At 62.9% G+C, this 11341-nt stretch carries 13 protein-coding genes; 4 read left to right on the top strand and 9 right to left on the bottom strand.

Annotated features, from left to right (window positions below; genetic code table 11):
• Positions 1 to 48: 48 nt before the first annotated feature.
• Both V7116_RS23470 and hisS read right to left on the bottom strand, forming a co-directional pair.
• Positions 49 to 1419: an NAD(P)/FAD-dependent oxidoreductase gene (locus V7116_RS23470; protein WP_324394423.1), complete on the bottom strand. Its 1371-nt coding sequence runs from the start codon at positions 1417 to 1419 to the stop codon at positions 49 to 51.
• Positions 1420 to 1901: 482 nt separating this feature from the next.
• The gene (hisS, locus tag V7116_RS23465) at positions 1902 to 3236 is read right to left on the bottom strand and encodes a histidine--tRNA ligase (protein ID WP_324394422.1); all 1335 of its coding nucleotides are present in this window, start codon (positions 3234 to 3236) and stop codon (positions 1902 to 1904) included.
• Between the two features lie 355 nt (positions 3237 to 3591).
• On the opposite strand from hisS, the gene V7116_RS23460 reads away from it, so the two are divergent.
• The gene (locus V7116_RS23460) at positions 3592 to 3957 is read left to right on the top strand and encodes a hypothetical protein (RefSeq protein WP_324394421.1); all 366 of its coding nucleotides are present in this window, start codon (positions 3592 to 3594) and stop codon (positions 3955 to 3957) included.
• A gap of 156 nt (positions 3958 to 4113) precedes the next feature.
• Here the strand turns inward: V7116_RS23460 and V7116_RS23455 are convergent, their stop codons facing one another.
• Positions 4114 to 5133 (bottom strand): hypothetical protein, encoded by a 1020-nt coding sequence (locus tag V7116_RS23455; RefSeq protein WP_324394420.1) that lies wholly within the window; start codon positions 5131 to 5133, stop codon positions 4114 to 4116.
• A gap of 10 nt (positions 5134 to 5143) precedes the next feature.
• Entirely contained in the window at positions 5144 to 5734 is a 591-nt protein-coding gene (locus V7116_RS23450) for a GNAT family N-acetyltransferase (RefSeq protein ID WP_324394419.1), read from the bottom strand.
• Between the two features lie 82 nt (positions 5735 to 5816).
• On the opposite strand from V7116_RS23450, the gene V7116_RS23445 reads away from it, so the two are divergent.
• Complete coding sequence (locus tag V7116_RS23445) at positions 5817 to 6488, top strand: hypothetical protein (RefSeq protein WP_324394418.1); 672 nt, start codon at positions 5817 to 5819, stop codon at positions 6486 to 6488.
• Positions 6489 to 6827: 339 nt separating this feature from the next.
• On the top strand, positions 6828 to 7409 hold the full coding sequence (locus V7116_RS23440) for a beta-class carbonic anhydrase (RefSeq protein ID WP_324394417.1): 582 nt from the start codon (positions 6828 to 6830) through the stop codon (positions 7407 to 7409).
• Between the two features lie 83 nt (positions 7410 to 7492).
• Here the strand turns inward: V7116_RS23440 and V7116_RS23435 are convergent, their stop codons facing one another.
• Genes V7116_RS23435 through V7116_RS25935 form a run of 3 tightly spaced genes read right to left on the bottom strand, consistent with a single transcriptional unit; the run spans position 7493 to position 8545 of the window.
• Positions 7493 to 8053: a pyridoxamine 5'-phosphate oxidase family protein gene (locus V7116_RS23435; protein WP_324394416.1), complete on the bottom strand. Its 561-nt coding sequence runs from the start codon at positions 8051 to 8053 to the stop codon at positions 7493 to 7495.
• A gap of 42 nt (positions 8054 to 8095) precedes the next feature.
• Positions 8096 to 8362: a DUF2442 domain-containing protein gene (locus V7116_RS23430; protein ID WP_324394415.1), complete on the bottom strand. Its 267-nt coding sequence runs from the start codon at positions 8360 to 8362 to the stop codon at positions 8096 to 8098.
• 12 nt (positions 8363 to 8374) lie between these two features.
• Complete coding sequence (locus V7116_RS25935) at positions 8375 to 8545, bottom strand: DUF4160 domain-containing protein (protein ID WP_442891863.1); 171 nt, start codon at positions 8543 to 8545, stop codon at positions 8375 to 8377.
• On the opposite strand from V7116_RS25935, the gene V7116_RS23425 reads away from it, so the two are divergent.
• Positions 8484 to 8630, top strand: coding sequence for a hypothetical protein (locus tag V7116_RS23425; protein ID WP_324394414.1), 147 nt, complete (start codon positions 8484 to 8486; stop codon positions 8628 to 8630). The two genes, V7116_RS25935 and V7116_RS23425, sit on opposite strands and share 62 nt — an antisense overlap.
• Before the next feature lie 40 nt (positions 8631 to 8670).
• On the opposite strand, the gene V7116_RS23420 is transcribed toward V7116_RS23425, so the two are convergent.
• Positions 8671 to 9798: a pentapeptide repeat-containing protein gene (locus V7116_RS23420; RefSeq protein WP_324394413.1), complete on the bottom strand. Its 1128-nt coding sequence runs from the start codon at positions 9796 to 9798 to the stop codon at positions 8671 to 8673.
• 131 nt (positions 9799 to 9929) lie between these two features.
• Positions 9930 to 11341 (bottom strand): HAL/PAL/TAL family ammonia-lyase (locus tag V7116_RS23415; protein WP_324394412.1); only part of this gene is annotated, 1412 nt, incomplete at its 5' end.

The following is an 11341-nucleotide window of genomic DNA, read 5'->3' as shown; positions in this document are numbered from 1 at the left end:
GGGGGGGGGGGGGGGGGGGGGGGGGGGGGGGGGGCCCCCCCCCCCGCCTCACCCCGCCCGCCGCATGGTATTCGTCTCGCGTACGCGAGAGAGCGTCGCCGTCTCGCGCAGCGTCTTCAGCCCGATCTCGGCGGTGGCGCGAATCCCAGCGAACGGCGTCTCCCGCTCCGTGATCAGCAGCGCCGACCGTCCGCGCGTGGTGAAGTTCCACATCCACTGCACCAGCACGAGCACCCGATTTTCGAGGTCCATCTGGTACATCAGGTGGATCACCATCCACAGGTTCCACGCCAGCCACCCGGCCAGCCGGAAACGCCCGATCTCAGCCACCGCCTTGCCCCGCCCGATAGTCGCCACGCTGCCCGGATCGCGGTAGCGGAAGGGCGGCAGATCACCGCCCTGCACGCGCCGCCGGATCAGATCGCCCATGTAGCGCCCCTGCTGGATTGCCACCTGGGCCACGCCCGGCAGCGGCGTCCCGGTCTGGTGCGCGTAGCTCGCCATGTCCCCGATCACGTGGATTTCAGGGTGCCCGGGCACCGACAGATCCGGCTCCACGGGGATCCGCCCGCCGCGATCGGTGCTCGCGCCCGTCGCGTCCGCCAGCGCCTTACCCAGCGGGGATGCCTGCACGCCCGCTGCCCACAGGATCGTGCGCGCGGCGATCTCATCTTCGTGCCCCTCGTGGGAGACGCGCAGCCCGTCCGGCCCGACATCCGTCACGCGCGTCCCGGTCACCACTTCCACGCCCAGCCGCGCCAGCGCCGCTTCGGCTTTGGCCGACAGCTCCGGCGCGTACATCGGCAGCACGCGGTCGGGACTCTGGATCAGCACGATGCGCGCCTGCGATGGGTCGATGCTGCGGAAATCATGCTTCAGCGTTTCGTGCGCCACTTCCGCCAGCGCCCCGGCCAGCTCCACACCGGTCGGCCCGCCGCCGATGACCGCGAAGGTCAGCCACGCGCGGATCTTGTCGGGATCGGTCGCCCGTTCGGCGGCCTCGAACGCGCCCAGCACCCGCCGCCGGATCTCGGTCGCATCCTCGACCGTCTTCAGGCTGGGAGCCCAGCGCGCCCACTCGTTTTTGCCGAAGTAGTGGTTGCCCGCGCCCGCCGCGACGATCAGACGGTCGTAGTGAATCACCTCGTCGTGCAGGAGCACCGCCCGGTTTTCCACATCGAACCCGGTCACCTCGCCCAACACCACTTTCGCGTTCTTCTGCCCTTTCAGCAGGCGGCGCAGCGGCGTAGCGATGTCTGCGGGCGATAGCTCGCCGGTCGCCACCTGATACAGCAGCGGCTGGAACAGGTGATGGTTGCGGCGATCGATCAGCGTGACGTTGACCGGCGCGTTCTTCAAACGCTTGGCGGCATACAGTCCCCCGAATCCGCCCCCGATGATGACGACGTGTTCTTTCATGGCCGTGCCTCGATGATGGTTGCGTTGTGCCTCAGACGATGTCTGCGTGAACAGATCGGAAGTGTCGACGGAAAGATGCATGGCTTGTGTTCTCACTCTACGTTGTGCGTTCAATTTCAATATTATGATATTATATTCAATATAGTAAGTCAATACGTTTTTGCAGCTTTTTTATGACTTTGTCACCTTCCCGGCGCTTGTTTTCCCCGCCCATTCGCATGCGGCGGGAAAAAACATAGGAGTACGGTGCTTTTGTCCCTCGTAGGGGCGGGGCTTGCTCCGCCCGGCTCTAGCTTTTCCCCTTCCCCCACGCGAACGGAGGGAAGGGGCCAGGGGATGGGGGGCTACAAGTTCGTAACGGCTCTGACGACCGGAACCCTCCACGCCTGCAAACCCGGCCCGCTCAAATGAAAAAGGGCCGGATCTACAACCCGGCCCTTCGCATTCGACTGTGGCTAACCGCTAACGGCTAACCGCTGCTTTTACTCGCTCAACAGGCTCCGCACGGCCTGGACCGCCTCGGCGCGCGGCGCGCTGATCTCGGTGCCGTCGCCCAGGCGCTTGAAGTTCACCACGCCGTTTTTGATCTCCTCGGACCCCAGGAACGCCACCACGCGCACGCCCTTGCGATCCGCGTACTGCACCTGCTTGCCGATCGACTTCTTCGGCTGCATGAACGCCTCGCTCCGCACGCCGCCCGCGCGCAGTTCGTTCGCCAGCTTGAGCGTTTCGCCTTGCAGGCCCGGCTCGAAGACCGTCACCAGCGCCTCGACCACCGTCCCGGTCAGCGCGGGCGGATACAGGTCGAGCTTATCCATCAGGTCGATGATGCGCTCCACGCCCAGGCTCGTGCCGGTCGTGGGCAGGCTCTGCTTGCGGAACAGGCCCACCAGCTCGTCGTAACGCCCGCCGCCGGTCACGCTGCCCAGGTTATCGGGCTTGGTGATGACCGTCTCGAAGATCGGCCCGGTGTAGTAGCTCAGGCCGCGCACCATCGCGTAATCGATCTGCACGTTCTCCTGCGGCACGCCCATCACGTTCAGGTACTCGACCATCTGCTCCAGATCCGCGATACCCTTCTGCGCCGGTTCGATATCCGCCAGCAGCTCGCGCAGCCAGCCCAGCGACTCCGCGCCGCCTTCGCGCCGTTCGAGCAGCGTGAACATGCGCGTGATCACGTCTTCCGCGATGCCGCTCGCCCGCAGTTCCGCCGCCACGCCGTCGATCCCGATCTTGTCGAGCTTATCCACGCTGCGATACAGGTCGCCCAACTGCGCGTCGGGCACGCCCGCGTAAATACCGATCCCGGTCAGGATCTGGCGGTGGTTGACGTTCACCTTAAAGTCCGCGAAACCCAGCCGCCGCAGCGCCGTCGTCACCAGACTGACGATCTCCGCGTCCGCTGACGGATCCTCGATGCCGACGATATCCGCGTCGCACTGGTAGAACTCGCGGTAGCGGCCCTTCTGCGGGCGCTCCGCGCGCCACACCGGGGCGATGTGATAGCGCCGGAACGGGAACGACAGGTCGTTTTCGTGCATCGACACGTAGCGGCTCAGCGGCACGGTAAGGTCATAGCGCAGCGCCAGTTCCTCCTTGCCGCCGGGGTGCTGCGCGTGGAAGATCAGCTTCTCGGCCTCGTCGCCATATTTACCGAGCAGCGTGTCTTCCATTTCGAGCACGGGCGTCTCGATCGGCTCGAAGCCGAACGTCTTGAACACGTCCGTGATCACGCCAAACACATACTGGCGCTTGAGCACTTCTTCCGGCAGGAAGTCGCGCATCCCTTTGGGCAGGCGGGCGTCAATTTTGGGCATTGCTCGTTACTCCATCGTGCATACAAGATCGGGTGGGGCGAGTGGACTGCCGCCGGGCGCAGGCAAACAAAAAGCGTGGCGAGTCGTGTCCACGCTTTTGAGTGCGTTCACGGGTCGCCGCTATGGAATTTGGGTCGCGTGATGGTGTCGGCGCAGCATAATACAACCACTCCTCGTAAGTATCCCTCAGTATAAGCCGCTTCCCTGTGGATGTAAAGAATTGCGGCGGTGCAGACTGACGCACACTAAAATTCACAGAGAATTCATTCCATCAACTTGTTGCACGTTCCGTATGGTTGAATAATACCTGCTGCGTTCAGTCAGGGGATCCTGATTTAGGAAATGGAATTATCGCATGGACTCAAGGTATCCTGCCCTTCGCACCATCAGCTTTATCTATAAAGTCATTGCGGTTATCGTCGGTGTAGGATCGCTTATTGTTTTCTTCGCTTTGATCTTCTCTCTCCCCGACACTCCCACCAAGCTCGAGCGCACCTCGGCGCTGATAGAAGCGGTCGGTGCGTTGATCGGCGGTGTGATAACCAGCGTCACCCTGTTCGCATCCGGCGAACTCTTCAGCCTGCTGATCGACGTGGAAGAAAACTCGCGGGCGACCCGGCACATGTTGGGGCAGCTTGGCAAATTCCTCTCCTCGCGCGACTGGCCGCCCATGCGCAGTTCCGAGATCCCACCGCTAGACGTCCCTGACCAGTTCCGGTAGCGGCCCGCCGTCCGATCACGCTTCTGTAGAGGCGCGGCTTGCTCCGTCCGGCTTTTCACCCGCCGAGCAGGAAAAGCCTCCTGCGCTTACAACGCGCTTGTCGCCCCTCTCCAACTTGATTGGAGAGGGGCCGGGGGTGAGGTGTCTTCGCCCCCTTCACGCCGCCGACGCCAGCCACTCATCGGGCACACGTCCCAACCGTGCCAGCACGCGCAGCGCCCGCAGCGTGATCCACTTGCTCGGCTTGCCCATCCGTTCCACGTTGATCCACATCCGGCTTCGGTAGCCGTATTCGAGCGCCCACCGGCCCTGCTCGTCCTGCTTCGAGAGCATCAGATCGACCGCCTCGTCCAGCCCTTCGACCACGCCCGCCTCGGTCAGCGTTTCGAGCACCATCAGCACGTCGCTGACGTAGCCCAGCGGGTAGCCGAACTTGAACCAGTTCGGGCTGATGCGGTTGTCGTACGGGTATTCGGCCCGCGCGATGTTGTATGCCGTCAAAAACTCGACGCTCGCAGCCGTCGCCGCCTCGATCGCCGCGGATCGCGCCACCGCCGGGACGGCGTTCAGCGCCCACAGCGCGCGCACCGCGCCCCACCCGCACGGCAGCCCGCTGTTGATCGAGCAGCCGAACCCCGGCGACACGACACCGGTTCGTGGATACTCGCCGTACCCGTCTCCCGTGATGGATCGCGCCAGCCGGTCGAGGGCGAGTTCCAGGCGCGGATCGCCGCCGAAGCCCAGGTCCAGCAGCGCCCGCGCGACGTTGCCCCACAGACAGTGTATCGTCGTGCTGGGCGTGCCCCTTATGCCGAATCCGCCCGCTTTGGACTGCGCGTGTTCGAGCAGATAGTCCCCGCCGCGCCGCACGCGCTCGTCATACCCATCCGCGCCCAACTGTGCCAGGAACATCACCGACCACACCGTGCCCCGGTACTTCGGCGAATAACCTGCCCCCGGCTGGACCCAGTAGCCCTCCGGCTCCTGCGCGGCCAAAATCGCCGGAACCGGCCCGCTCTCCATGATGCGCGCCCGCGCCGCGACCACCTCCGGGTGATCGGCGGGCAGGCCCAGCACGTCACGCAGCGCAAAATAGCGCACGCCGGGCGTCTTCGCATCCGGTTCCAGCAGCCACGACAGCGGATTGGCGTTGAGCACCTCGGTCACACCGGTCATGATCGCCTCCTCAGGCTGTACCCGTCCAGTCCTCGCGCAGTTTCACAAACACCAGCGTATCCCGCAGCGAGCCGTCCACGCCGCGCATCTGGTGCCGCATCGTCGCTTCGAGCGCATACCCCGCCCGCCGCGCCACTGCCGCGCTGCGCTCGTTGCGCGCGTCGCACCGGATCTCCAGCCGCTGCGCGCCGAGCGTGCCAAACGCGAAGTCCGTGATCGCGTTGACCGCCTCGGTGATGTAGCCCTGCCCGCTCAGACTCGTGCGGATCCAGTACCCGATCTCGAAGCGCGGCACGCCCCAATCGATGTTATGTAGGCCGCTGCTGCCGACGAACAGCCCGTCGCTTTTGCGGAACAACAGCAGTTGCAGGTTTTCGCGCCGCAGCCATTCCGCCGCCGCCTCACGGTCGTGCTGCTCCGTATCGTCCGGTGTGGGGACGGGCGTCGCCCACGGCATCCACGGCTGAAGCTCCGCCAGCGATTCGCGCAGCGCCTCGTTCGACGCGGCCCCATCGCCGGGCCTCGGCGCGCGGATGATCAACCGCTCGGATTCGAACTGATCGGGAAAATCACGCAAAATCGGATTTTTAGGATCGGGCATCATAGGTCTCGTTTCGGCTCGCTTGTGCTTTTCGCGTCACACTTTTATTCTACCCGGTGCAGCGGCTTACGAGATAACGACGATGAACCCGTCACCTATGAGCTTTGAAGACTGGCTGTTTTGCATTTTCGACAACGATGCAGACCGGGTCCCGTATCTGTTGGTGGATCCCGACTGCGACCGGCTGGATCTCCCCCTCGCCAGCGACTACCTCACGCGCCTGTTCGAGCAGCCGGACGCCTCGCTGCTCCTGTTCAACGACGCGCAGATCAACGCCGGGCTGTGGTATCTGATCGGCCAGGGATCTGCCGTGGAGGTATTCGGCGGGTGGATGGCGTCGCTGCCCCTCGACGCGGCCCAACGCGGCGCCGGAGCCATATTCACCGTGTTCGAGCAGCTTTTTCTGCCGCGCTGTGCGCCATGCCTGGGCCACCGCAGCGAAACCAGCGAGGCGCACCCGCTCAACAGCGTGTGTTACATGTGGTGGGACATCATCGGGCTGTCGTGGCGTCCGCAGAGTGATACGCCGCGCGAACGCACGCTGCGCGAGACGTGCCTGGACGTGATGGCCCGCACGCTCGATCTCGATCACGACGCCTGCCGCGAAAGCGCGCTGCACGGCCTGGGACACTGGCATCTCGGCCACGCGGATCAGGTGGAGCGCATCATCGACCGCTTCTTGCAGCGCACGCCCGCACTGCGCCCCGAGCTGCACGCCTATGCGCTCAGCGCGCGCCAGGGTTGCGTGCTCTAGCCGCCGCGCCGCTCGAATCCCGATTTTCTGCGACTCTTCCCGTAATAGGCCCATGACGCGGCCCGATTCGGCATCAGGTTATTGACATTTTTCAGATAAACCATACACTTATTCACAGCGTTTCCGCTGATTATTGACCTGGGTAGCAGGGTAAACCGTGATCGATCGCACTCGTTCCATGCAGGTCTGTATGTGTGCGGGCACTCCTCACAAGGCGTGCGGCCTGCTTTCGCGTTGATCCCGGTTCGGCGGTAAAACGTTCCTGATGGTAAAGAAAGCCTCGGCCCAGCGCCGGGGTTTTTTGTGTTTAAAGCTCGTTCAGCGCATAAGGAGAAAATCATGAGCAAGGTTTACGACGAGGTTATAGCCGCCAACAACGACTATCTGCCGGTCTTCAGGGAATTCATTTCGCTGCCGATGCCGCCCTCGCTGCACGTCGCGGTCTTGACCTGCATGGACGCCCGCCTCGATCCGCTGCGTTTCACGGGGCTGGACCTGGGTGAAGCGCATATCATCCGCAACGCCGGGGGCCGCGCCAGCGACGACGCGATCCGCTCGCTGGTGATCTCCTACAAGCTGCTCGGCACGAAGGAATGGTTCGTCATCCACCACACCGACTGCGGCATGCAGACCTTCACCAACGAAATCATGGCCGATCTGCTCTCGCGCAGCCTGAAGACCGCCTCGGTAGACGCGAGCGGCTGGCACGACACGGGCGACGGGCCGGGATCGCCGGAAGGCGCGTTCATCAACTGGCTGACTATCCGCGATCAGGCGCAAAGTGTGGTCGAGGACGTGACGCGCATCCGCAATCACCCGCTCGTCCCGCGCGACATCCCGATCTACGGGCTGATCTTCGACGTGAAGTCGGGCAAGCTGCTCGAAGTGCCGGAAGCGACCGCCATCGGCGCGGCCTCCTAGCGGGGCATCCGGTTAGAGGCGTCCGCCGAACTCGGTCTCGCAGGGGCAGGGTAAAACCCTGCCCTGCCTGCCCTTTTTCGGCCTTACGACGATTGAGGCTCCAACCCGAGCGGCGTGGGCAGCCCGTCGATGCTGGCGCTGTTGTTCTCGCGCTGGTATGCGGGCAGCGACTCCCCCTTGGCGGCGCACCACTTATCGTACTGATCGCGCTCGCCCTGGTACTCGTACAGCGGCACGCCGTACCCGCATGACGTCTGCACGCGGTCGATCTCGGCGGCGATGATCTGGCGCGGCCCCGGATAGGCCGGGAAGTGCGCAATCAGCTCGTCCCACTCCGCGTCGCCGGGACGCACCGTGCGTCCCGTGCCGTACAGCCGCAGGATCAGCGGCGGGCCGTCGAACGCGCAGAACATCAGCGTGATGCGCCCGTTTTCGAGCACATGCGCGGACGTCTCGTTGCCGCTCCCGGTCAGGTCCAGGTACATGACGTGGTTGGGCGAGAGCACGCGGAAGCAGTCGCCGCCCTTGGGGGACAGGTTCACGTGGCCGGACGCATCCAGCGGCGCGCTCCCGACGAAAAACAGGTGCTGGTGCTCGATGAATGACCGGTGATTGTCGCTGATCGCGTCGTACACTTTCGCCATGCGCTCCTCCGTGCTGGGGTGTGATGTGGTGGCGCGGCGTCGTTACCCGACTTCGCTCACGTTGCGCTTTTTGGCCCACGTCCCGGTAATGAAGGCGTACATGTCGATGCCGTCTTCCAGGTCCGGCCAGAAGATTTCGTCGGGATAAATCTCGAAGTTTGCCTGCTGTTCCGGCGTGGCCTTGTCCAGCCACGTGAAGAAGCTGATCGGCATGCTCACAATCCGGCCATCGCGCAGGGTGATCGCCACGCGTCCGTTGCTGAGATCGACGGCAACGGGTTCGTCGCGCTTTTTGATGCGTCCAATCACGATGCCGCTCCCTTACTCTTCCGTAAACAGTTTCCGCCACTCTGACAGCAGATAATCTTTGTTTTCTTCAATCACGTTCAGTAACCGTGCCAAATCCCGCTCATTGAAGCCGTTGTTACGGATGATGACCGTTGGGCTTATCCGTATTTTAGCCCGATTTCCAGCGCTTGAAACGTGCGACATCCCGATCTACGGGCTGATCTCCGACGTGAAGTCGGGCAAGCTGCTCGAAATGCCGGAAGCGACCGTTATCGGCGCAGCCTCCTAGCGGTGCACCGCCTCACGCGCACCAAGAGTGGACATATTCTCTAGTCTTTCCACTCTTGGAACCTCCACCAACCCGCGTTTTCCATTTCCTCAAGTATATTAGGTGCATAACGTTTATTATTGGGCATAGTTGCTCCCTCAAGAGAATAAACTTCTTGAAGTTGATGGTACTCAATATACGCACCGCCTAGATCCGCTTTCATCAAGTAAGCATCTTTTAAATGAGCATCGCGTAACTTAGCTCCACGTAAATCAGCATTGACAAGGTAAGCACCGCTTAAATTAGCCTTGTTCAGATTTGCCGTAAATAAACAAGCATCTTCCAAATTTGCATGACCTAAATTAGACTTAGTCATCTCAACATCTATCAATCTAGTTTTCTTCATAACGGCTGATAAAAGGTTTGCTCCAGCTAAATTGGCTTCAGATAAGTTCGAGCCACTTAAATTAGCTTCATACAGATTTGCCTCACTTAGATCGATTCGCACCATGTGAGCACAACGTAAAAGTCCGTATTCACCTATCAACAAGCCTGATGATTCCAAAAAACGAAGAATTTCGTCTCTGCGTTTTTCATCGAGTCGTCGCAATGCAACAATCGTTCGTGTTTGCGCCACATTTACGATAGGAGGACACGACGTCTTTTCGTTCGGCTCCCACTTTTTGAGCGCTTCGTGTAGATTATGTTCCAAAAGCAATTTACCTATTGCATCGAAATAATGCTGAAGCGTCTCCTCCCTATAGCGATCTTCGCGTGCGAGGCGATCTAGCTCAGTTCGCTCTTCCTTTTCAAGCTGTTCTTTCTCTATACGTTCTTCCCTCTCAACTTTTTCCTTTTCGACGCGCTCCATCCTAACAGCTTCATCACGTCTTGACATCTGACGATTAATCATCAGGGTTCCCACGCCTAAAGCTGCCGGAACAATTAGTAGTACCAGCCAATCCCACAGTGTTTTGCCACGTGCAGTTGTCTCGGTAACGGTAGTTTCGACACCATCAGAGTACGTGCGTGTGATGGTCGTTTGCGTGGAAGTACGCGCGTCGAAGCCGGTAGACCAGCCAAAAACGAGGAACAACACGACAGCCCCGGCAGCAACAACGCAGCCGACAACAACTTTCCGCTGATGCTTACGCAAAAACGCGAATACCCGCTGTGCCCGTGCTTTCATGCTCCCGCACCCCCTAATCCCCAGTCCCTATCCCCTATTCCCCGTTCCATCCCGTCCCGCACGCCTATCGCCCCTCTCCAACTTGATTGGAGAGGGGCAGCGAGCGCACGCGAGCGGGGTGAGGTCCGCGCTTACCCCGCCGCCTCCACCAGCGTCCCGCGCCGCACCACGTCCCGCAGCGCGTCGAGCGCGGGCTTCAGCGCCTCGTCGCGCGTGATCATCCGCAACGGCACGCCCGGCGCGATCTCGACCGCCCGCAGCGCGTCCATCGCCGCCGCCGTACCCGCACCCAACCGCGCGCCCGGTTCCAGCCGCAGTCGCAGCTCGACCGCCTGGAACGCGCACAGCAGCTCGATGGCGACCACCATCTGCGCGTTGGCGACCACCTGCGCCGCGTGCCGGGCCGCGATGGTGCTCATGCTGACGTGATCCTCGCGGTTGGCGCTGCTGGGGATGCTGTCCACGCTGGCGGGGTGGCTCAGCACCTTGTTCTCGCTGACCAGCGCCGCCGCCGTATACTGCGGCATCATCAGGCCGTTATTCAGCCCTTCGCCGCCGCGCGGCTCATCGATCAAAAACGGCGGCAGACCCCGGTTCAGCCGCCCGTCGAGCAGCAGCTCGGAACGCCGCTCGGAGATGCTTGCCAGATCCGCGACCGCGATCTTCAGGAAGTCCATCGCGTACCCGACCGGCGCGCCGTGGAAGTTCCCGCCGGAAACCGCCTTGTTCAGCCGGTCCAGGTGCAGCGGCCCGTCCTCGTCCACGAAGATCAGCGGGTTGTCCGTCACGGCGTTGATCTCGGTCGTCAGCACGCCCTCGACGTGCCGCAGCGTATCCGCCACCGCGCCCAGCACGGTCGGCGCGGCCCGCAGCGAATACGGGTCCTGGGGCGGTCCCGCCGACGGATCGAGATCGACGCCCGCGCCGCCGCGCACCAGCGTGCTGCCCTCGACCAGTTCCCGCACCCGCGCCGCGACCTGCTGCTGGCCCGCGTGCCCCCGGATCGCGTGCGTGTGCGGCAGAAACGCATCGCGGAACCCCTTCAGAGCCTCGACCGACAGCGCCAGCGCGATCTGCGCCGTTTCCAGCAGAATCGCCGCGTCGTGATACGCCAGCGCCGCGATCCCCGCACTCACCGCCGTGCCGTTCACCAGCGCGACGCCTTCCTTCGCGCTCAGCACCACGCGCTCCAGCCCGGCGGCGGCCATCGCCTCTGCGCCGGACAGCAGCGTCCCGTCCAGCCACGCCTGCCCGCTCGCGCCGGGATGATCGGCCTCGCCCGGAGCAGGGGCGCTCAGCACCAGCGCCAGATGCGCCAGCGGCGCGAGGTCGCCCGACGCACCCAGCGATCCCTGCTGCGGCATCACCGGCAGCACGCCGCGATTGAGCATCCCGGCCAGCGTATTGATCACGCACCGGCGCACGCCGCTGTAGCCCTGCGCCAGCGTATTCACGCGGATCAGCATCGCCGCGCGTGCGGCATCCTCCGGCAGCGGATCGCCCGCCCCAACCGCGTGACTCAGCACGAGATTCCGGCTCAATC

The organism is Aggregatilinea sp. (assembly GCF_036822615.1).
GTDB lineage: Bacteria > Chloroflexota > Anaerolineae > Aggregatilineales > Aggregatilineaceae > Aggregatilinea.
The sequence above is the reverse complement of the archived record's forward strand: the minus strand, read 5'-3'. Positions and strand labels throughout refer to the sequence as shown.

What these genes read in the sequence shown, in the direction of transcription:
- V7116_RS23470 (WP_324394423.1), bottom strand. Translation starts at nt 1,419, where the DNA reads ATGAAAGAACACGTCGTCATCATCGGGGGCGGATTCGGGGGACTGTAT.
- hisS (WP_324394422.1), bottom strand. Translation starts at nt 3,236, where the DNA reads ATGCCCAAAATTGACGCCCGCCTGCCCAAAGGGATGCGCGACTTCCTG.
- V7116_RS23460 (WP_324394421.1), top strand. Translation starts at nt 3,592, where the DNA reads ATGGACTCAAGGTATCCTGCCCTTCGCACCATCAGCTTTATCTATAAA.
- V7116_RS23455 (WP_324394420.1), bottom strand. Translation starts at nt 5,133, where the DNA reads ATGACCGGTGTGACCGAGGTGCTCAACGCCAATCCGCTGTCGTGGCTG.
- V7116_RS23450 (WP_324394419.1), bottom strand. Translation starts at nt 5,734, where the DNA reads ATGCCCGATCCTAAAAATCCGATTTTGCGTGATTTTCCCGATCAGTTC.
- V7116_RS23445 (WP_324394418.1), top strand. Translation starts at nt 5,817, where the DNA reads ATGAACCCGTCACCTATGAGCTTTGAAGACTGGCTGTTTTGCATTTTC.
- V7116_RS23440 (WP_324394417.1), top strand. Translation starts at nt 6,828, where the DNA reads ATGAGCAAGGTTTACGACGAGGTTATAGCCGCCAACAACGACTATCTG.
- V7116_RS23435 (WP_324394416.1), bottom strand. Translation starts at nt 8,053, where the DNA reads ATGGCGAAAGTGTACGACGCGATCAGCGACAATCACCGGTCATTCATC.
- V7116_RS23425 (WP_324394414.1), top strand. Translation starts at nt 8,484, where the DNA reads ATGATGACCGTTGGGCTTATCCGTATTTTAGCCCGATTTCCAGCGCTT.
- V7116_RS25935 (WP_442891863.1), bottom strand. Translation starts at nt 8,545, where the DNA reads ATGTCGCACGTTTCAAGCGCTGGAAATCGGGCTAAAATACGGATAAGC.
- V7116_RS23420 (WP_324394413.1), bottom strand. Translation starts at nt 9,798, where the DNA reads ATGAAAGCACGGGCACAGCGGGTATTCGCGTTTTTGCGTAAGCATCAG.